Source organism: Komagataeibacter oboediens, from assembly GCF_003207815.1.
Lineage (GTDB): Bacteria > Pseudomonadota > Alphaproteobacteria > Acetobacterales > Acetobacteraceae > Komagataeibacter > Komagataeibacter oboediens.
Window position 1 is genome coordinate 93642 of record NZ_NKTX01000002.1, and the last position, 20432, is coordinate 114073.

Sequence of the window (20432 nt, forward strand, 5' to 3'; positions counted from 1 at the left end):
CCCGGTCAGGCAGGATCGGGCGGGGGCGTGGCGGGTGCCCATGTCAGGTCGGCCTTTCCATTGTCATTCAGGTGGCGGCCCAGCACGAACAGGTAATCCGACAGCCGGTTCATGCAGGCGGGAATGTCCGTGCCGATATCTTCCCCACGCGCCAGTGTGGCCAGTCGCCGTTCTGCGCGCCGCACGACGGTACGCGCCAGATGGGCATGGGCGGCCGCGGGCGTGCCGCCAGGCAGGATGAAGCTGCGTAGTGGCGGGATATCGGTGCGCAGGCGTTCGATTTCGGTTTCCATGGCCTTCAGGGCCGCGGCGGCATGGGCAAGCGGGCGTGGCGGGCTGGCGGGTATGCAGACCGCGCCGCCAATATCAAACAGCAGCCCCTGTATCCAGGCGATGAACGTGGCGTTGCGGCCCGCAGGCAGGGCGCCGCGCAGCAGGCCGATGACCGCATTGGCTTCATCCAGCGCGCCAAGGGCTTCAATCCGCGCCGAATCCTTGGGTACGCGCTCCCCATTGCCCAGTGCGGTCTGCCCCCTGTCCCCGCCGCGTGTCACGATCCGGTCGATGCGAATGGCCATGAATGATCCTGCCTGTAAATCCGGTGTCCTGCCCTGTGGTCGCGCTTAGCGGGAGGGCTTGTTTGCCCCCAGCTTCATGGCCTCCTTTAGATGGGCCTGAAGCGTATCCGCCGTGGAAGAGGCGTAGGCCTTCAGTTCCGGGTCGGAGGCGGATTCCGCCTCGTTCTGGAACATGGCCAGCGCATCGCTTGCCGCCTGTGCCTCCAGATCAAGGTAGGTGCGGTCGAATTTGCCCCCGTTCTGGGTTTTCAGGTCATTTGCGACCTGTTCTTCATCCGGGCTCATGTCCTTGTGCAGTTCCAGTCCGTGCTTCAGCGTCATGGCTGCCAGGGTGGTCTGGTTCGTTGTGTGCATTTTCAGCGATTTTTCAGCGAATTCCTGTAATTTCGGACGTTTGGCCTGGGTTGTGGCCATTTTTGAAATGGTCATCTCGAACGTGTTCAGCGCGGATACGTTTTCCGCAAACGTGGAATCTGATTCCGTCAGCGGCGGCAGGGTCGGTTCCGCCGCTGTTGCCGCCGCGGGGGCTGGAGCCGGGGCGGGACGTGCCATGGCTGCGACAGGAAGAAGGCTGACAGATGCGCAAAGGAACCAGACTGCGTATTGTTTCATGTTGTCGTCTTCCTAACGTGTGAAATTCAGGCCGTTTTACTGAACGTCACCCCGGTTTATCAGCTTTGAGAGGGCAGACAAAGCGGCCATGCGGGACGCATGACCCTGTCGCCATAATTGTCCGGCATGGTTTTGTGTGGCGGGGAATGAATGTAACTTTAGGAATGAGTAATAAATATGCGATATTGGAGAAAAATAAAAAATAAATTTTCGTATAAATAAATGAAATTAATCTTTTTCAGGATCGTTCCGGTTTCATTTTCTCGCACAACAGGGTGGTATATTTCTATTTTTGAAGTAATGTTATTGTCATGGGACGGAATCAGTATGCAACTTCCCTGTTCCAGCAGTAATGATTTGGTTTCAGTAAGCATTAGGGCAGAAGGCGTGCATTATGGATGCATGTCCGCATGAATGGAATTTCATGAAAACGTGCCTTCACGACAGCTTCCCGCAGGCGTGGCCTATACGATGGGCCCATGCGCGGAGTAGGGTGGCCCGCCCGCGGCCGATGCGGGTTGTCACCCTGTTTTGCGGATGTCCCGAAGAATGCCTACAGTTGTCAGGTTCCTGTTATGTTTTGCGGCGCTGGCCGCGTTTTCCGGTGTCATGGGGGGCGCACTGACCGCACATCTGCCTGACCGTTTCTTCGCCGAAGGGGGACGTGAGATGGCCCGTCAGGCCATACAGATGCAGATGTGGCACGCGCTGGCCATTATCGGCATCTCGGTTCTGATGATCCAGCAGGGATGCAGGGTGCTGGTGTCGGTTTCCGGCTGCCTTATGGCGGTGGGCACCGTCCTGTTCAGCACGGGCGTCGCGTTGACGGCATTCTGGGGCATTCATCCCGGTCCGGTCGCGCCCACGGGGGGCAGCATGCTCATGCTGGCGTGGCTGCTTCTGGCCGTGGGGGTCATGCGGTCATGATCACAACGGATATCACACCGCCGCCATGGCCGGTGCGCAGCGCCTATCTGGCGCCGCCGGGGTTTGAGGACATCGTGGCGCAGGAACTTGCCCGGCGCGGGGCGGGAGATCTGTGCTGGCACGGACGGCTGGCGCTGTCCGCCCTGCCGCCCGTGCCCTGCCTGTGGGCACTGGATATCTGGGATGCGCCGGAGGAACATGCGGTCCCCTCCATCAAGGGGGCGGCGCGCATCATGCGGGCGATCCAGCGCAACTGGGCTGGATATGCGCCCACGCTGCACCGTCGCAGCGCACTGGTGACCGATGCCCTGCCACCCGTGCGCCCCCGGCCATTTACCTTTCCCGCAGCCGCGCCTCATGCCCATCTGGGGGCGTGGACGCTACTGTCTGCCGACCGGCTGCTGCTGTCGCGCACCAAGTCCTCGCCTTTCGTGAATGGCGAGGTCCCGTTTGTCGAAAACCGCACCGACCCGCCTTCGCGCGCCTATCTCAAACTGTGGGAGGCGCTGCTACGTCTGGGGCGTTGGCCGGTGGCGGGGGAAAACTGCCTTGACCTTGGGGCCTGTCCCGGCGGGTGGACATGGGTTGCAGCCGCTTGCGGGGCGCATGTCACCGCCATCGACCGCTCGCCCCTTGCCGAAAACGTGGCGGGATTGCCCAATGTGACGTGCCGGTACGAAAGCGCGTTCGGACTGGACCCGGAAAGCTGCGATCCCGTGGACTGGCTGTTTTCCGATATCATCGCCTATCCCGCACGCCTTCTGGCGCTGGCGCGGCGGTGGATTGCCTCGGGCCGCGCGGCGCGCATTGTCATGACCATCAAGTTTCAGGGTGAAACCGATCATGAAACGGCGGATGACTTTGCTGCCATTCCCGGTGGTCGCGTGCTGCACCTGTGGCACAACAAGCACGAACTGACGTTTTTCTGGCAGCGCGATCCGTCATGAGGAGGAGCGGCGGCTGATCAGCCTGTCCGCCACTTCCACTACCCCGATCGCCAGCAGGCAGCACACAAGGGCCACGGCCATCACGATCAGGCGTTCCTGTTCGGTTGCGTCATTCGCCCCGGCCAGACGGTACAGGGCCAGCCACATGCCAGTCCCGGCAATGCGGTCCACTGCACCCGCCACGGTGGCGCTGAAACGCAGGCTGAGCATGAACAGCCCGGTCAGCACAAGCACCGCCAGCGTCTTGCACACGGTCCGGGTAATGGTCGGGGGCGGGTTGGAAGACATGGCTTCCCCTTGATGAAAATGGCGGGCCACCCCTCATGCGGGGCCTGCATCCGGTATCAGGCGTTCAGGATATCGCGCGCCGTGCGGACCACATCAGCCAGCGTGCCCGGCTGGAAGGGTGACTTCAGCCCTGCTGAACGGACCAGCCGGGTAAAGGGTTGCGCCCCACCCTGCGCGCACAGCGTGACATAGGCCTGCAATGCGCCATCCATGTCCGTGCGGCTGCGGATCCAGAACTGCATCGCGCAGCACAGCGCCAGCGCGTAATCAATGTAATAGAAGGGCGAGCGGTAGATATGCCCCTGCGCCTGCCACCGCCCCCCCATGGCCGGGTGCGACAGGCCGCCATAGTTGCGCCACGGCAGGTAATGCTGTTCCAGCCTGCGCCATGTGGCGTGGCGTTCCGCGGGTGTCATGCCGGGGTTGGCGTAGATTTCGGTCTGGAAGTGATCGACGCATACCCCATACGGGAGGAACGACAGGGAAGAGATCAGGTGCATTTGCCGGAACCGCTCACCCTGTCCCGGTTCCACCATCAGGTCGATATGGGGCCATGTCAGGAATTCCAGCGCCATGGAATTGATTTCGGCCCCGTCCATGGTCGGCCACAGCAGGTCAACGGCGGGCAGGCTGCGGCTTTTCCAGTTCTGGTAGGCGTGGCCCATTTCATGGGTGAAAACGTTGATGTCATGCTGCGTGCCGTTGAAATTGGCAAAGATGAACGGCATGCCCACCGTAGGGAAGGACGTGCAGAACCCGCCCCCCGCCTTGCCGGGGCGGTTGACCAGGTCCAGGTAGCCGCCATCGCGCATCTGTCCGAAAAACGGGCCTAGATCGCCCCCCATGCGGTCAAACATGGTCTGCGCGCGCGCCAGCAGTACGTCATGGTCGCCTGCCGGGCGCGGGTTGCCCTTCGGGTCGATCAGGGGTTCATCCCATGAATACACGGCGTCCCACCCCATTGCCGCGCACCGCCTGCGCAGGATGTCATGGACCAGCGGGACGACGTGTTCATGCACCTCGGCACGGAAGCGCGCGACATCCGCAGGACCATAATCAACCCGGCGCATGCGGCGGTATGCCAGCGGGATATAGGTGTCATATCCCAGCGTTTCCGCCATGCCGTGGCGCAGGCGCACCATCTGGTCAAACAGGGTGTCGAGGCGCGTGGCGTTCTGTTGAAAAAACGCCCACCTGACGCGCTCGGCCTCGTGGCGCATGGCGCGGTCCGTGCTTTCGGCATACGGGGCCAGGCCGGACAGGTTGACGTGGGTGCCGTCAATTTCCACGCGCGCACTGGCCAGAAGGGCGGTGTATTCGCCACTCAGCCGGGCTTCTTCCTCCAGCGCATCAGCAATGCGCGGGTCGAAGGTGGTGATGTCGGTCCGCCACAGTTCCAGCGTATGCGGTGTGACCACCCGGGCTACCGCCGTCGGGTCGGGATATTCCAGCAGCCTGCGCTTCAGCGCAACTTCATGCGCCGTGACATGCGGCGTCAGGGCATCGGCATAATCGCGGTCGGCACGGGCGTCGGGGCTGGTGGTGTCCTGCGCGAAACGCAGGTCAACCAGTGCGGACCAGCTTTCATAATCGCGGCGGATCGTGTCGAACAGGCGGGCGGCGTCCGGCACGTTGCCCTGGTCCAGCAGGGTCGAGACCTGACCAAAACGCAGCCCGAGCGCGTCGCGGGTGGGGCGGGGGAAATCAAGGCTGTCAAAATGGCGGAACATGCGGGACAGGGTGCCACGGAAACCTTTCCTGCGTCCATGCCCATCCCCGATTATCTGGCGTGCTATCTGCGTGGCTGACGCAACTGCATCGCGCAGAACCAGATGCACAGCACGCAGAACGCCGCCAGTCCCGCAATGCTGGTCGCTGTCGCATCCATGCCGGGGGGCAGCAGCGAAAGCGGGCTGTCGCGTCCGCTCAGCGCGGACAGGCTGGCCAGCATCACCCCCATCAGGCTTTCCCCGACGATCAGGCCCGATGCGATCATGGTGCCCTGATGGCGGCCCGCCCCGCCATTCAGGCGGGTGACGACATGGCCAAGTATCGCGCCAATGGCCAGCGTGACCGAAACGCTCATGGGCAGGTAGATGCCAACCCCCACCGCCAGCGGCGGCAGCGCCCCGCGCCCGGTGCGGCGCAGGCAGGCATCGACCCCGATCAGCGCGCATCCTGCCCCCATGCCAGCCAGCAGCATGTTCCAGTCAAGCTGGTGCAGGAAAATGCCCGATGTGATCAGCAGCAGCAGCGCAGGCTGCGGGGCCGCCAGCGCGCGGGTCGCGTCCATGCCGGCATGTGGCATCGCCCCCACGAAGCCATAGGTCTGGTACAGCACGTTTAGCACCGGCGGAATGATGACCGCCCCGGTCACGCAACCGATCAGCAGGACGGCTTCCTGCTTCCACGGCGTGGCCCCGACCATCCGGCCGGTTTTCAGGTCCTGCAGGTTGTCATTGGCGATTGCGGCGGATGCGGTGATGGCGGTCAGGGCATACAGGCAGAAGCCGATGGCGAACTGCAGGCCTTCGGTGCCCGCGAACAGCCCCAGTGCGCGCAGCACCACGAACACACAGGACAGGCCCATCGCGGCAAGGATGATGACACCGGAAATGGGGGATGAGGACGATCCCACCAGCCCCGCCATGTAACCGCACGCCGCCGCAACGAACAGCCCGACACCCACGCAGCATGCCAGTCCAGCCCCCGTGGCCGCCAGTGCGGGCAGGGCACCTACGGAGGCATGGGCGAATACGAAAAACAGGCTGCCGATCACCAGCAGCGCGCCCCCCGCGACCATGCGCATGGCGCGGGGCGACAGGTCGGTTTCGGTGGGGGCGGCGTTGTCCGCATCCTGTGTGCGGTCCAGCAGCGCACGCACGCTGTCCAGCAGCGGACGGCCCATGCGCACCACCGTCCATATGGCGGCAATCCCGATCAGCCCCACGCCAATGAAGCGGGCCCTGTCCTTCCACAGGCTGGTGGCGAACGCACCGGCGGGCAGGCCCGTCGGATTGGGCTGGACATGGGCCATGACGGGAATGACGACTTCCCATGTCAGTATCGCACCCAGCAGCATCGCGATGCCGCCTTCCAGCCCGACCAGATAGCCCGCGCCCAGCAGCGCGGGCGAAAACCCAGCCGAAAAGCGGAAGGCCGACATGCCCCATACGGCAGTCGCCGTCATGCCATCCCCCAGCACGCGCAGCCCGGTGGAGGCGAATGTCAGGGCAGCGGCCAGCATGCCGCCATTCAGCAGCGCGCGGATGCCGCCCCGGTCCTCGGCTGCCGCACCCGCGCGCAGGATTTCGGCTGCTGCCACTCCTTCGGGAAAGGGCAGGACCGGGTCCGCCAGCATGACCCGGCGTAGCGGGATGGTGAACAGTACTCCCGTCATGCCGCCCGCGGCCGTAAGGGCAGCCGTCATGATAAACGGAAAGTGCTGCCACACCCCGGCCATGACCAGCGCGGGCAGGCTGGCGAACACGCAGGCCAGCGTGCCCGCGGCGGAGGCCTGCGTCTGCACCAGGTTGTTTTCAAGGATCGTTCCCCCGCCCATCAGCCGCAGCACCGCCATGGAAATGACGGCGGCGGGAATGGAGGTGGCAATGGTCAGTCCGACCCGCAGCCCCAGATAGACGTTGGATGCGGTGAAAACGACGGTGATCAGCGCACCGATCACGATGCCGCGCCATGTCAGTTCGGCCCGTGGGGAATGTCCGGCCAAGGCGGCCCCTTACATCTTGTGGAAGGTTGGCATGACCAGGTGCGCGCGGTTGAAGTCAAGCTGCGCCTTGGTCAGCTGGAAGCCGATCTCGATATGGTACTGGTCGCTGTGGACATGCCGCGACACCGGCAGGGTGATGGGAATGTTGCGCGTATGGGTCAGGTCCTGCATGCGCCCGTCGTCAAACGACACGTGGGCCACGAATTCCTTCTTGCTCTTGATCTCGCCGTTGAACACCACGGCGACGAAATACGGGATGTTGACGAAATTCACGTTCGACGCCGGGCCGCGTTCCACATGCAGCCCGATTTTCATGTTGGTCATGACGCTGCGGTGCTCGCCCGCTTCGCACGATCCGACCACGCGTGTCAGGCTGGCGCGCGCGACAAGGTGGGTCACGTCATGGTCGTTGCCGGAATACTGGTAATAGTCGGCGGCCTCTCCGGGGATCTCCACCACGGGGCAGGCAGGGGCGAAATCGATCGAATCGGATTCGCTTGAACAGGCCACCAGCAGGGGAACGGCGCCCATCATGCAGAATTTCAGGGCGCGTCGTGACAGGCGCGACAGCGGGAAGGCAGGAATCATGCGGGTATTCCGGGTTGGTCAGGGGTGGACAGAATCCCGCCCTGCGGGGTGTGGCCGGGGAACAACGCGACGGTGGCAGGGCGACGGGGGAGGACAGACATGGCACAGTACGTTAGGATCAACGGGAAAATGGCTTGCGCCATTGCCGCGGTTTGCGTAGGGCCGGACCATCGCACGGGATACCGGCGCCGGAACTGTAGCAGATCGCGGCCCGTATCCTATACCGCCCGCCGGATGTTTGGGGAACACCATGCCCGACCAGATGATTCATACGCCCGATAATACCGCCCCCACCGAGGCGGCGCCCCGTGTCCTGAAAGTACTGCTGGCTGGCCCGCGCGGGTTCTGCGCCGGTGTCGATCGCGCCATCCGTGTGGTGGAAGAAGCAATCCGCCGTTATGGCGCGCCGGTCTACGTCCGGCACGAAATCGTCCATAACCGCACTGTTGTCGAGGCGCTGGAAGCGCAGGGCGCGATCTTTGTCGAGGAACTTGATGAAGTCCCCGCCGATGGCCAGGTCGTGTTTTCCGCCCACGGCGTGCCCAAGACCGTGCCGGCCGAAGCCATGCGTCGCAACCTGCTGTATCTGGATGCGACATGCCCGCTGGTGTCCAAGGTCCACCGCGAGGCCGAGCGCCACTTTGCCGATGGCGGACCGGAAAGCCGCCACATCCTCATGATCGGGCATGCGGGCCACCCCGAAGTGGTCGGCACGATGGGCCAGCTTCCCCCCGGCGCGGTCACCCTGATCAATGACGCCGAGGAAGCGCGCACCGTCCAGCCGGCCGATCCCTCGCGCCTGGCATTCATTACCCAGACCACCCTTTCGGTCGATGATACGGCGGAAATCGTGGACATCCTGCGTGATCGCTTTCCCCTGATCGAGGGGCCGCGGCGCGAGGACATCTGCTACGCCACCACCAACCGGCAGGAAGCGGTCAAGGCGATCGCGCCGGGCTGTGACCTGGTGATCGTGATCGGTTCGCCCAACTCCTCCAATTCCCAGCGCCTGCGTGAAGTGGCCGAACGGTCGGGCGCACCGCGCGCGCTGCTGGTGCCGCGCCTGAACGCGCTGGACTGGTCGGCGCTGGACGGTGTCGGCACGCTGGGGATCACGGCGGGCGCGTCCGCGCCGGAATCGCTGGTGCAGGAAATGGTGGCGGCCCTTGCCAAGCGGTTCACGCTTGAGATCGAGGAAATCACCGTCAAGGAAGAAAACGTGGCCTTCCGCCTGCCGGCGCCACTGGGCTGAACCGTACCGTTACATGGCAGTCTATACCGAAGTGCCGGAAGATGCGCTGGCTGCGTTTCTGGAAGGCTATGACATCGGCAGGCCCGTCGCCTGCCACGGCATTGCGGAGGGTGTGGAAAACAGCAATTTCCTGCTGAAGACCACACAGGCCGCCTTTATCCTGACGTTGTACGAACGTCGGGTAAACCCGGATGAACTGCCATGGTTCCTCGGGCTCATGCAGTATCTGGCCCGGCATGGCCTGTCGTGCCCGCTGCCGGTTGCCGACCGGCAGGGGCGCACGCTGCGCACGCTGTGCGGGCGTCCTGCCGCCATCACCACCTTCCTGCCCGGCGGCTGGTCGCGGCAGGTCAGCGTGGACATGTGCGCGCAGGTGGGGGATGCGCTGGCGCGGCTGCACCTGCTGGGGGAAGGCTACGTTGCCGAACGTCCCAATTCCATGGGGCCTCAGGCATGGACGGACCTGCTGCAGGCATGTCGGGCGCGGGGGGACGACGTCCGCTCCGGCCTTGTGCGCACGATCGGGGAGACGCTGGCCCGCGTGCTGCCTGCATGGCCCGGCACAGGCAACAACCCGTCCCTGCCGCGTGGACAGATCCATGCCGACCTGTTTCCCGACAATGTCTTTTTCCGTGATGGCCGGCTGTCGGGCATCATCGATTTCTATTTCGCCTGCACGGACTGGTACGCCTACGATCTGGCGATTACCATCAATGCCTGGTGCTTTGATGACGACATCCGTTTCGTGCCCGCCCGCGCCCGCGCCATGGTGGATGCCTACCGCCACGTCCGCCCGCTGGAGGATGCGGAGGATGTGGCCCTGGCTACCCTTGCCACGGGAGCGGCCATCCGCTTCACGCTCACGCGGCTGTATGACTGGATCAACACCCCCGCGGATGCGCTGGTAACGCGCAAGGACCCGCTGGATTACCTGGCGCGCATGGAATTCTTCGCGTCCCGCATGGATGAAGGATTCCTGTGATGAACGAGGACATGGCCCCTGCTGAAAACGCGGCCACCGCCACCGACCTGGTGGAGATCTGGACCGATGGAGGGTGCAAACCCAACCCCGGCCCCGGTGGCTGGGGCGCATTGCTGTGTTATCGGGGACAGGAACGCGAACTGTCGGGTGGCGAGGCAGAAACCACCAATAACCGCATGGAACTGACCGCCGCCGCCGAGGCGCTGGAGGCGTTAAAACGCCCCTGCCGCATCGTGCTGCATACCGACAGCGAATACGTGCGCAATGGCATAACGCGGTGGAGCACGGGCTGGGTGCGGCGCAAGTGGCGCAATGCATCCGGGGATCCGGTGGCGAACATGGATCTGTGGCGGCGGCTGCTGGATGTCAGCGCGAAGCATGACATCGAATGGAAATGGGTCCGTGGCCATTCCGGTGACGTGAATAACGAACGCGTTGACCAGCTTGCCACTGCCGCGCGCGATGCGATGGGCATTCCCTATCCCAAGCGCGGGAAATGAGGCGCGCTGGTCTGCCTGTCATGGCTGCGCGGCGATCCCTGCCAGGACGTTTCTGGTGAAGCTATTTTCAAAAAGCTTCACCGGACGCCCTGTTTTTTGAAAAAAAAGACGGCCATGAGGGCCTTTGCCGTTCCTGTTGGCAGTCGGTTCTGAACCGGCCTGCCGGGGCGGGGCTGGTCCCGTTTCCCGCCCCACGTCCCATGTGGGCGGGCGGCAGGTCCGTGATCCTGTAATGACAGTCGCGATATGTGGATGTTGACGGAACTGTTGTAACGCGTCACCACGATCGGTAATCGCGCAACCCAACGCAGGACGGATGCTCATGACACGCCCCATCATTCTTGACCTGATACCCGGCGCGCAGGGAATGGCGACCCTGCTGGCGGCGCTGCAGGTACCAGACCATGTGCGTCCGGTGCTGGTGCTGTTCAGCGGCAGGGCAACCGAGGTCGAGGTGGCGCTGGCGCATGCCCGCGACCTGTTGGACCAGTATGGGCTGGAGGACGTGGCGGTGCATGCGGGCTGTCCCGGCCCGATGGTGCGGGACGGGGGCGTGGGCAGCGACCTGCCCACGGGGCAGGACGGTCTGGGGGCGCTGCATCTGGTGCAGGCCGTGCGTGCCTGTCCTGCGGACAGTGTGAGCATCTGCTGTTCCGGTCCGCTGACCACGCTGGCCCTTGCACTGGTGCAGGCGCCCGATATCGGCGCGCACCTGCACGGGGTGATTGTGGATGGCGGGGCGTTTTACGTGCATGGCGACGCCACGGCAGTAGCCGAACGCAACATTGCGGCCGATCCGGAAGCGGCGGCCACGGTGCTGGCGGCGGGCGTGCCCGTCACCCTCGTGCCGTTGGACTGCACGGCGCGCCTGAAGGCGGATGCGGTGTGGATGGAACAGCTTGAACCGATGGGGCGCGTGCCGGCCTCGATCGCGGGGCGGGTGCATGCGGAACTGGTGGCGGCACGCAACGGGGGCGCGCGGGGCAGCGGGGTGGATGTTTCGCTGCGTGCGGTGGCCCCGCTGCTGGCGCTGCTCAGCCCGGGAATTTTCAGCGGGCATATGGCGCATGTCGATGTGGAATGCCGAGGGGCGTTTACCCGTGGCATGACCGTGGCGCGGCGCATGGGGCCGCCGGGCGTGCAGCCCAACGTGCTGCTGCTCGACCGCATGTCGGTTGATGCGGGGCGTGGTGTGCTGCGTGACCTGTTGCTGAGCGTGCAGGCATGACCGGCGCGGACCATCGGAATTGCACAAAAATACAACGATCTGGTGCAAACTTGGGCCGCAGGCGATCATGACGGTTGCAGAACCGCCGCTCCGTCCAGTATTGGTCCCCGCATTCCGGTGCGTCCGTGGGCGCGAGTGTTGAGAACAGTGAAGCGTGTGGCGGCGCGGAGGTCTTCTGTATGGATCGGTCTGCAACATCCCCTTCAGCCCTGACGGGGGTGGTGAGGGGAAACGGTGACGCCGTATTCGCCACCATTGTGCGTTGCGCCGCCGCCCTGATCCTGCTGGGGCTGGGGGGAATGGTGGCCGTCATGGCGTGGGGCGCGCGCGGTGCGTTCGCGACGTTTGGCCCAGCCTTCATCGTGGACAAGGCGTGGAATCCCGTTACCCAGCATTTTGGCGCTGCTGCCCCCGTATTCGGCACGCTGGTCACGGCCCTGCTGGCCGTTGCGCTGGCGGTGCCGCTGGCTTTCGGCATTGCAGTCTGGCTGACGGAAATTGCTTCGGCCCGCATTGCCGGTGTCATCGGCACGCTTATCCAGCTTCTGGCGGCGGTGCCGTCCATTATTTTCGGCATGTGGGGCTTTGCCGTGCTGGTGCCCTTCATGGCGCATTACGTGGAACCATTCGCCGGCCATACGCTGGGGCGCGTGCCGGGCATCGGCCCGCTGTTCCGTGGCGCGCCCTATGGCACCGGCTTCCTGACGGGTGGCATGATCCTGGCGGTCATGATCACGCCGTTCATTTCCGCCGTCATGCGTGACGTGTTCCTGTCCATGCCCGCCGTGCTGAAGGAAAGTGCCTATGGGCTGGGCATGACGCGGTGGGAAGTAGTGCGCCGCATCATCCTGCCCTGGTCACGCACATCCGTGGTGGGGGGGATCATGCTGGGGCTGGGTCGTGCACTGGGGGAGACAATGGCGATCACGTTCGTCATCGGCAACGCAAACCATATTGGCTGGTCGCTGTTTTCGCCCGGTAATACCATTGCATCGCTGATCGCGCTGGAATTTCCCGAAAGTGCTATGGGAAGTCTCAAGTTTTCGTCGCTGATGGCCGCGGGTTTCCTGCTTATGCTGATTTCACTTGGAACACTGGTCTGTTCGCGGCTGCTGCTGCGCACCCGGGCGGCGGGTCGATAGATGGCCGGCCGCGAGAACACGACAGCCGTGGCGACTGCCGCGCCATGTGCTTCCGGCCGGTGGCAGGGCAACAGCCTGTCCGATATGCGCCGGCGCATGGTGGACCGGGTGGCGACGGGCCTGTGCTGGCTTGCCACGGTTCTTGTGCTGCTCATGCTGTTTTCCATCCTGTTCGTGCTGGTGCGCAACGGGCTGGGTGGGCTGCGCTGGGTTACGTTCGTGCATGTCACCCTGCCGCCGGGGCAGGGGGGCGGCCTTGCCAATGCCATCGTGGGCAGCCTGATCCAGACCGGGCTGGCCGTGCTGATCGGTGCGCCGGTGGGGCTGCTGGTCGGGATCTACCTTGCGGAATTTACGGCCACGGACGGGCGGTTCATCAATCTGGTCCGGTTCGTATCCGACCTGCTGCTGTCCGCGCCGTCCATTCTGGTGGGGCTGTTCATCTATATGATCGTGGTGGTGCCGACGGGGCATTTTTCCGGCATGGCGGGGGCGCTGGCGCTGTCCATGCTGGTGGTGCCGGTCGTGGTGCGCACCACCGAGGACATGCTGCGCCTGGTGCCGCTGTCCATGCGTGAGGCGGCGATCGCGCTGGGCGCGCCACGGTGGCGGGTCATCCTGTTTGTCTGCCTGCGCGCCGCGCGTGACGGGGTGGCGACGGGCATCCTGCTGGCCCTTGCCCGTGTATCGGGCGAAACGGCGCCCCTGCTGTTTACCTCGCTTGGCAACATGAACTGGTCGGTATCCCCTGCCGCACCCATGGCCAGCCTGCCGGTGACCATCTACCAGTATGCCGGCGCGGCGTATGAAGACTGGACCGCGCTGGCGTGGACCGGGGCGCTGCTGATTACGGCAGGCATCCTTATGATCAACATAACCGTGCGGCTGGGGCTGGGACGTAACAGGAAATGAACATGACAGTGGCGGAAAAACAGCCGGTGCCAGCCGCGATTTCGGTGCGTAACCTCGATTTCTATTATGGCGCGAACCATGCGCTCAAGAATATCTCGATCGATTTCCCGCAGGGGCAGGTGACGGGCATGATCGGCCCGTCCGGGTGTGGCAAGTCCACGCTGCTGCGCGTCCTCAACCGCATGTATGACCTCTATCCCGGCCAGCGCGCGACGGGGGAAGTCATTTTTGACGGCTGCAACATTCTCGGCCCGAAGGTGAACCTGAACGTGCTGCGGGCACGGGTGGGCATGGTGTTCCAGAAGCCCACGCCGTTCCCCATGTCGATCTATGACAACATCGCCTTTGGCGTGCGGCTGCATGAACGCCTTGACCGTGCCGCCATGGATGCGCGGGTCGAGGATGTGCTCAAGCGCGTCGCCCTGTGGCCCGAGGTACGCGACAGGCTGCACGATTCGGCGGCCGCGCTGTCGGGCGGGCAGCAGCAGCGCCTGTGCATCGCACGGACCATCGCGACCCGGCCCGAAGTCGTCCTGCTTGATGAACCGACCAGTGCGCTCGATCCCGTGTCCACCGCCCGGATCGAGGAACTTCTGGATGAACTGAAGGCGGATTTCACCATCGCCATCGTGACCCACAACCTGCAGCAGGCCGCGCGCTGCGCCGATCAGGTGGCCTTTTTCTATATGGGGGAAGTGGTGGAAGTGGACAGCGCCGACCGCATGTTTACCGCCCCGCGCGAGAATCGCACGCAGGATTACATCACGGGCCGTTTCGGATAGGGCCGCATGCCTTACATTTTGTAGCAAGGTTTGCACACATTGAACACCTCCGCTGGTGTAGCGTTACGCTTACAGGCCTTGCATGATGACCGCGCGCCATGCAGGGTAGAAGGTAAGTTATAACAGGAGTAGACTAGGTCCCCATGATGAAGAAAATGATTCTGGCCGCCACGATCGTTGGCGGTATGGCTGCAGGTTTCTCCGGTCAGGCCGTCGCCGCGCACCACCATGCTCCCCCCCCGCCGCCGGGTGGCTGTGGCATGATGGGTGGTCCGGGTGGCCCCGGCGGTTTCGGCATGCCGTTCCTGGGGAACGTGCAGCTGACCTCCGCGCAGCACAAGAAGCTGAAGGCCATCCTGCAGGACAGCCATCCTGACTTCCGTGCCGACATGGAAAAGGAGCACCAGCTCCACAAGCAGATCCAGGACCTGCTGGTCGTGCCGGGCAAGGTTGATGAAGCCCAGATCGTCAGCCTTCAGCAGCAGATCACCGCGATTCATCAGCAGCATGAAGCCGGTCGCCTGCAGACGGCCATCCGCATCCATGACATCCTGACCACGGACCAGCTGAACCAGATCCGTGACACGCAGGACAAGGTTGCCAGCCTGCATGAGCAGCTGCGTGCGCTGACGGCCCCGCCGGCGCCCGAAGATGCCAAGAAGTAAGACGCCCTGCCTGCTTCATGCAGGCTGAGGGTCAGAAGGCGGCTGCCCGGCATGTCCGGGCAGCCGTTTTTTTATGCCTGTCCCGTAATGCTTGACATGGCTGGGGGCAGGGGATAAATCCCACCAACAATCAGGCACGTCACTTCGCGAGGGTTCGCGCAGTGGCGCGTCCTCTTTTGGGGAAATACGTTGTTCGAAACCCTGTCAGGCAAGCTTTCCGGTGTGTTCGATGGCCTCGCCAAGCGCGGAGCCCTGTCGGAAGCCGATGTTACGGAAGCCATGCGCGAGGTGCGTCTGGCCATGCTGGATGCCGACGTGGCGCTGCCTGTCGTCAAGGATTTCGTCAATAAGGTCCGTGAACGCGCTGTGGGGCACGAGGTGCTGGACAGCATCTCCCCCGGTCAGGCCGTCGCCAAGATCGTCAATGATGCGCTGATCGACGCACTGGGCGGCGCGGGCGCTGTTCCCCTCAACCTGAACGCGGCCCCGCCCGTGCCGATCCTGATGGTCGGCCTGCAGGGATCGGGCAAGACCACCACATCGGGCAAGATCGCGCGCCGTCTGGCGCAGCGTGAACGCAAGAAAGTGCTGCTGGCCAGCCTTGATACCCAGCGCCCCGCGGCCCAGTTGCAACTGGCGCAGCTGGCTGAACGCGCGGGTGTGGCGTCGCTTCCGATCATCGCGGGGCAGGCCCCGGTCCAGATCGCACAGCGTGCGATGGATACGGGACGGCGTGAGGGGTATGACATCGTCATCCTCGATACCGCCGGTCGCCTGTCGATCGACGAGGCGCTGATGGACGAGGTCCGCGCCATCCGTGCCGAGACCGATCCCGCCGAAACCCTGCTGGTGGTCGATGCCATGACCGGGCAGGACGCGGTCAATACTGCCAAGGCCTTTAACGAGGCCGTGGGCGTGACCGGCGTTGTCATGACCCGTATGGATGGCGATGCCCGCGGTGGCGCGGCCCTGTCCATGCGCGCGATCACGGGCGCGCCGATCAAGCTGACCGGTTCGGGTGAAAAGCTGGACGCGCTGGAGGAATTCCATCCCGAGCGCGTGGCCGGCCGTATCCTTGGCCTGGGCGATATCGCAGGCCTGGTGGAAAAGGCTGCCGATACCCTGGATCATGAGGAAAGCGAGAAGCTTGCCCTCAAGATGATGCAGGGCAAGTTCGATCTTGACGATTACGCGGCGCAGATCCGCCAGATCAACAAGATGGGCTCGATTTCCGGTATCCTCGGCATGCTGCCCGGCATGGGCAAGCTGAAGGATGCGCTGGGGGACAAGGAACTTGATACCTCCGTCCTCAAGCGCCATCAGGCCATCATTTCATCCATGACCCGCAAGGAGCGGCGTACGCCCTCCATCATCAAGGCGTCTCGCAAGAAGCGCATTGCCGCCGGGTCGGGCACGACCGTGCAGGAGATCAACCGTCTGCTCAAACAGTATGACGCGATGGCCTCCATGATGAAGCGGTTCAGCAAATTGGGGGTGAAGGGCCTGATGCGTCAGGGCCTGTCAGCCCTCATGCCCAATGGGGGGCGCCCCCCCGGTGGCGGCGGGCGTCCGCCGTTCGGCTGATCCCATAACGTCGTTTCCGTTTTCTCTTTTGTCTTTTTTCTGTCTGGAGAAGTCTTAAATGAGCCTCAAGATCCGTCTCGCCCGCGCCGGTGCGAAGAAGCGTCCCTACTACCACATCGTCGTGGCTGACAGCCGTTCCCCGCGTGATGGCCGCTTCATCGAGCGCGTTGGTTCCTACAACCCGATGCTGCCGTCCGACCACGCCGACCGCGTGCGTCTGGTTGCCGAGCGCATCACCCACTGGCTGTCCAACGGCGCGCTGCCGACCGACCGCGTGGCCCGTTTCCTGGGTAACGCAGGTCTGGCGCCGAAGCCGACCTGGAACGAGCAGCCCAAGAAGTCCGCGCCCAAGAAGCGTGCGCAGGAACGTGCCGCTGCCGCTGCTGAAGCAGCCGCAGCGTAAGGTTGCTGGCGCGATAGACAGGCAGGAAAGGCAGGCAGTCATCCCATGAACCGCGATCATGTCCTGATGGGTGTGGTGGGTCGTCCGCATGGCGTGCGGGGGCTGGTGCACGTGCACAGCTACACCGCCGTGGCGGAGGATCTGGCCACCTATGACGGGCTGGTCGATGACCTTGGTCGCCCGTGGCGGCTGTCATGGCATGGCAACGGCATCGCACGGCTGCATGACGCGGCGGGCCATGCCATTGACAGCCGCGAAGCCGCCCAGCAGATGGTCAACCGCAAGCTGTACGTGCCGCGCGCCAGCTTGCCCGAACCGGATGAGGACGAATTCTATTTCGCTGATCTGGTCGGGCTTGAAGCGCGCGAACAGGGCACGGACCGTGTGGTTGGCCGCGTGGCTGCCGTGCATGACTACGGCGCGGGCACCAGCCTTGAAATCGATGGCCCGGGTGGCAACATCCTGCTGCCATTTACCGAAGGCTGCGTGCCGGTGGTAAATGTCGGCGCGGGATGGATCGCCATCTGCCAGCCAGATGAGATCGAGGTTCCCATCGAATGCTTTCCTGGCACCGCAGGGCAGGGGGACGCACCATGACGTGGCAGGCGACGGCACTGACGCTGTTTCCCGACATGTTCCCGGGTACCTTGGGGCATTCACTGGCCGGACGCGCGCTGGAGCGTGGTATCTGGTCGGTGGAGGCGCGTGACATGCGCGACTACGGGTTGGGGCGGCATCGGGTTGTGGATGATACGCCGTTTGGCGGCGGGGCAGGCATGGTCATGCGCCCCGATGTCGTAGCGAGCGCGATTGCCGATATTGACCTTGCGGGACGACCGCTGGTCTATCCCACGCCGCGTGGACGGCGGCTGATGCAGGCGGATATCCGTCGGTATGCGGCGGGTCCGGGTGTCGTGGTGCTGTGTGGGCGGTACGAAGGGGTGGACGAGCGTGTGCTCGAAGCCTCGGGTGCCGAACAGGTCTCGATAGGGGATTATGTCCTGTCGGGCGGGGAAGTTGCGGCGACCGTGCTGCTGGATGCCTGCGTGCGGCTGCTGCCGGGCGTGATGGGATCGGGCGAAAGTGCTGTCGAGGAAAGCTTTTCCGACGGTCTGCTTGAATATCCGCTTTATACCAAGCCGGCACAATGGGACGGGCGCGACGTGCCCGAAGTCCTGCTGTCCGGTCATCATGCCGCGATCGCGAAATGGCGACGCGCGGCATCCGAGACGGTGACGCAGGCGCGTCGGCCGGACCTGTGGGCCGCCTACCAGGCGGGTACGGGTCAAGACATTTCCCGGACCGCAGGCCCCCGTGCCGATGCGGACCGGCTGAACTGAACATGAAATCCTATCGAACGAGGACCGGATCATGAACATCATCCAGAAGTATGAGGCGGAAGAGATCGCCCGCCTGACCGCCATCCGCGCCGTGCCGGAATTCGCACCGGGTGACACCGTGCGCGTCGGCGTGGAAGTGGTCGAAGGCACCCGCAAGCGCGTGCAGAACTACGAAGGCGTTGTGATCGCCCGCTCCAACAAGGGCCTGAACAGCAACTTCACCGTGCGCAAGATTTCCAACGGTGAAGGCGTGGAGCGTGTGTTCCCGCTGTATTCCCCCACCATTGCGGACATCACGGTTGTCCGTCGCGGCGTGGTCCGTCGCGCGAAGCTGTATTACCTGCGCGGCCGTCGCGGCAAGTCCGCCCGTATTGCCGAGCGCAAGCGTGAGGTTGCAGCACCTGCAGCCACCGCCGCAGCCGAGTAATACGCTGATCCTTCGCCCGTTTCCCGCCAGCATGGTGGAAACGGGCGAACCGTTTTCATGCAAGAATTCGTGGCTGCCCGTTGCGTGCGTATCCTGCGCGTGATGGCGGCCTGTTTCCGTCCGGGAGAGGAATATCAAGATGGCCCCGCGCACATTGTTCGACAAGATATGGGACAGCCATGTGGTCGAAACCCTTCCGGACAAGACGGCCATCCTCTACATCGACCGGCACCTTGTGCATGAAGTCACCAGCCCGCAGGCGTTCGAAGGGCTGCGCCTGAGCGGCCGCCGCCTGCGTCACCCCGATGCGACGATCGCGGTGGTGGACCACAACGTGCCCACTTCCGACCGCACCCTGCCGATCGAGGAAGCCGACAGCCGCAACCAGATCGAGACGCTGGAACGCAACGTCAGGGAATTCGGCGTGCCGTATTTTCCGCTGCTGTCCGCGCGTCAGGGCATCGTGCACGTTGTCGGGCCGGAGCAGGGCATCTCGCTGCCGGGCATGACCATCGTGTGTGGTGACAGCCACACCTCCACCCACGGTGCGCTGGGGGCACTGGCGTTCGGTATCGGCACGTCCGAGGTCGAGCATGTGATGGCAACCCAGACCATCCTGCAGAAGCCTGCAAAGAACATGAAGGTCGTGGTTGAGGGGCAGGTCGGCCCCGGCGTGACCGCCAAGGACATCATGCTGGCGATCATTGGCCATATCGGGACGGCGGGCGGCACGGGACATGTGATCGAATTCGCGGGGTCCGCCATCCGTGACCTCGACATGGCAGGCCGCATGACGATCTGCAACATGTCGATCGAGGCAGGCGCCCGCGCGGGACTGGTCGCGCCTGACGAGACCACGTTCGAATATGTCCGTGGCCGTCCCTTCGCGCCCAAGGGCGAGGCGTTCGACGAAGCTGTTGCCTACTGGAAGACGCTGGCATCCGACGAAGGGGCCCATTACGACCGTGTGGTGGAACTGCGCGCGGAAGATATCACGCCCGTGCTGACATGGGGCACCAGCCCTGAAACCGTCATTCCCGTGACCGGAAACGTGCCTGATCCGGCCAGTGAAGCCGATCCGTCGCGGCGCGCGCAGATGCAGCGCATGCTGGACTACATGGGGCTGGAAGCCGGGCAGAAGATCGCGGGTACGCCGGTCGATGTCGTGTTCATCGGATCGTGCACCAACAGCAGGATCGAGGACCTGCGCGCTGCTGCCAGCATTGCCGCAGGCCGCAAGGTCGCGCCGGGCGTGCGGGCGATGATCGTGCCCGGTTCGGGCATCGTGAAGGCGCAGGCGGAAGAGGAAGGGCTGGACAAGGTATTCCTTGAGGCCGGGTTTGAATGGCGTGAGGCCGGGTGTTCGATGTGCCTTGGCATGAATCCCGACCGGCTGACGCCAGGGCAGCGCTGCGCATCCACCTCCAATCGTAATTTCGAGGGCAGGCAGGGCCCCGGCGGTCGTACGCACCTGCTGTCCCCCGCCATGGCCGCTGCCGCTGCCGTGACCGGAACCCTGACTGATGTGCGGGAGCTGATCTGACA

Annotated in this window: 22 protein-coding genes; 16 read left to right on the plus strand and 6 right to left on the minus strand. The window is 64.1% G+C overall.

Annotation, left to right across the window (positions count from 1 at the left end):
- Window positions 1-5: 5 nt before the first annotated feature.
- Window positions 6-578, minus strand: a complete 573-nt coding sequence (locus CFR80_RS02315) for a cob(I)yrinic acid a,c-diamide adenosyltransferase (protein ID WP_110507063.1) — start codon at window positions 576-578, stop codon at window positions 6-8.
- A 45-nt stretch (window positions 579-623) separates the two neighbouring features.
- On the minus strand, window positions 624-1190 hold the full coding sequence (locus CFR80_RS02320) for a DUF4142 domain-containing protein (RefSeq protein WP_010512872.1): 567 nt from the start codon (window positions 1188-1190) through the stop codon (window positions 624-626).
- 549 nt (window positions 1191-1739) lie between these two features.
- On the opposite strand from CFR80_RS02320, the gene CFR80_RS02325 reads away from it, so the two are divergent.
- Entirely contained in the window at window positions 1740-2117 is a 378-nt protein-coding gene (locus CFR80_RS02325; RefSeq protein ID WP_010512873.1) for a DUF423 domain-containing protein, read from the plus strand.
- Window positions 2114-3064, plus strand: coding sequence for an SAM-dependent methyltransferase (locus CFR80_RS02330; protein ID WP_010512874.1), 951 nt, complete (start codon window positions 2114-2116; stop codon window positions 3062-3064). Before CFR80_RS02325 ends, CFR80_RS02330 begins: the two co-directional genes overlap by 4 nt.
- Here the strand turns inward: CFR80_RS02330 and CFR80_RS02335 are convergent.
- The 4 genes from CFR80_RS02335 to CFR80_RS02350 form a co-directional block, all read right to left on the minus strand.
- The gene (locus tag CFR80_RS02335) at window positions 3059-3352 is read right to left on the minus strand and encodes a hypothetical protein (RefSeq protein ID WP_010512875.1); all 294 of its coding nucleotides are present in this window, start codon (window positions 3350-3352) and stop codon (window positions 3059-3061) included. The two genes, CFR80_RS02330 and CFR80_RS02335, sit on opposite strands and share 6 nt — an antisense overlap.
- A 56-nt stretch (window positions 3353-3408) precedes the next feature.
- Window positions 3409-5082, minus strand: a complete 1674-nt coding sequence (locus CFR80_RS02340; protein ID WP_029329204.1) for a M3 family oligoendopeptidase — start codon at window positions 5080-5082, stop codon at window positions 3409-3411.
- A gap of 62 nt (window positions 5083-5144) precedes the next feature.
- Window positions 5145-7082 carry an OPT family oligopeptide transporter gene (locus tag CFR80_RS02345; protein ID WP_010512877.1) on the minus strand — a complete coding sequence of 646 codons (1938 nt, stop codon included), beginning with the start codon at window positions 7080-7082 and terminating at the stop codon, window positions 5145-5147.
- A 9-nt stretch (window positions 7083-7091) separates the two neighbouring features.
- Window positions 7092-7670: a hypothetical protein gene (locus CFR80_RS02350; protein ID WP_010512879.1), complete on the minus strand. Its 579-nt coding sequence runs from the start codon at window positions 7668-7670 to the stop codon at window positions 7092-7094.
- Window positions 7671-7920: 250 nt separating this feature from the next.
- On the opposite strand from CFR80_RS02350, the gene ispH reads away from it, so the two are divergent.
- From ispH to leuC, 14 genes are all read left to right on the plus strand, one after another.
- Entirely contained in the window at window positions 7921-8922 is a 1002-nt protein-coding gene (gene ispH, locus CFR80_RS02355) for a 4-hydroxy-3-methylbut-2-enyl diphosphate reductase (RefSeq protein ID WP_010512880.1), read from the plus strand.
- 13 nt (window positions 8923-8935) lie between these two features.
- A complete protein-coding gene (locus CFR80_RS02360; RefSeq protein ID WP_010512881.1) occupies window positions 8936-9904 on the plus strand; it encodes a homoserine kinase in 969 nt (322 codons plus the stop codon).
- Window positions 9904-10404, plus strand: coding sequence for a ribonuclease HI (gene rnhA / locus CFR80_RS02365; protein ID WP_010512882.1), 501 nt, complete (start codon window positions 9904-9906; stop codon window positions 10402-10404). The genes CFR80_RS02360 and rnhA overlap by 1 nt, the downstream gene beginning before the upstream one ends.
- A 322-nt stretch (window positions 10405-10726) precedes the next feature.
- Window positions 10727-11632 carry a nucleoside hydrolase gene (locus tag CFR80_RS02370; RefSeq protein ID WP_010512883.1) on the plus strand — a complete coding sequence of 302 codons (906 nt, stop codon included), beginning with the start codon at window positions 10727-10729 and terminating at the stop codon, window positions 11630-11632.
- 179 nt (window positions 11633-11811) lie between these two features.
- Window positions 11812-12774 carry a phosphate ABC transporter permease subunit PstC gene (gene pstC, locus CFR80_RS02375; RefSeq protein ID WP_010512884.1) on the plus strand — a complete coding sequence of 321 codons (963 nt, stop codon included), beginning with the start codon at window positions 11812-11814 and terminating at the stop codon, window positions 12772-12774.
- Window positions 12775-13686 (plus strand): phosphate ABC transporter permease PstA, encoded by a 912-nt coding sequence (pstA, locus tag CFR80_RS02380; protein ID WP_048855705.1) that lies wholly within the window; start codon window positions 12775-12777, stop codon window positions 13684-13686.
- Window positions 13683-14468, plus strand: coding sequence for a phosphate ABC transporter ATP-binding protein PstB (gene pstB / locus CFR80_RS02385; RefSeq protein WP_010512886.1), 786 nt, complete (start codon window positions 13683-13685; stop codon window positions 14466-14468). Before pstA ends, pstB begins: the two co-directional genes overlap by 4 nt.
- Window positions 14469-14611: 143 nt before the next feature.
- Complete coding sequence (locus tag CFR80_RS02390; RefSeq protein WP_010512887.1) at window positions 14612-15133, plus strand: periplasmic heavy metal sensor; 522 nt, start codon at window positions 14612-14614, stop codon at window positions 15131-15133.
- 189 nt (window positions 15134-15322) lie between these two features.
- Complete coding sequence (gene ffh, locus CFR80_RS02395; protein WP_010512888.1) at window positions 15323-16717, plus strand: signal recognition particle protein; 1395 nt, start codon at window positions 15323-15325, stop codon at window positions 16715-16717.
- Between the two features lie 58 nt (window positions 16718-16775).
- The gene (gene rpsP / locus CFR80_RS02400) at window positions 16776-17120 is read left to right on the plus strand and encodes a 30S ribosomal protein S16 (RefSeq protein WP_010506467.1); all 345 of its coding nucleotides are present in this window, start codon (window positions 16776-16778) and stop codon (window positions 17118-17120) included.
- A gap of 45 nt (window positions 17121-17165) precedes the next feature.
- Window positions 17166-17717: a ribosome maturation factor RimM gene (gene rimM / locus CFR80_RS02405; RefSeq protein WP_110507064.1), complete on the plus strand. Its 552-nt coding sequence runs from the start codon at window positions 17166-17168 to the stop codon at window positions 17715-17717.
- Window positions 17714-18460: a tRNA (guanosine(37)-N1)-methyltransferase TrmD gene (gene trmD, locus CFR80_RS02410; protein WP_010512890.1), complete on the plus strand. Its 747-nt coding sequence runs from the start codon at window positions 17714-17716 to the stop codon at window positions 18458-18460. Before rimM ends, trmD begins: the two co-directional genes overlap by 4 nt.
- 31 nt (window positions 18461-18491) lie before the next feature.
- Window positions 18492-18887, plus strand: coding sequence for a 50S ribosomal protein L19 (gene rplS, locus CFR80_RS02415; RefSeq protein ID WP_048855707.1), 396 nt, complete (start codon window positions 18492-18494; stop codon window positions 18885-18887).
- A gap of 139 nt (window positions 18888-19026) precedes the next feature.
- The gene (gene leuC, locus CFR80_RS02420) at window positions 19027-20430 is read left to right on the plus strand and encodes a 3-isopropylmalate dehydratase large subunit (protein WP_010512892.1); all 1404 of its coding nucleotides are present in this window, start codon (window positions 19027-19029) and stop codon (window positions 20428-20430) included.
- Window positions 20431-20432 lie beyond the last annotated feature (2 nt).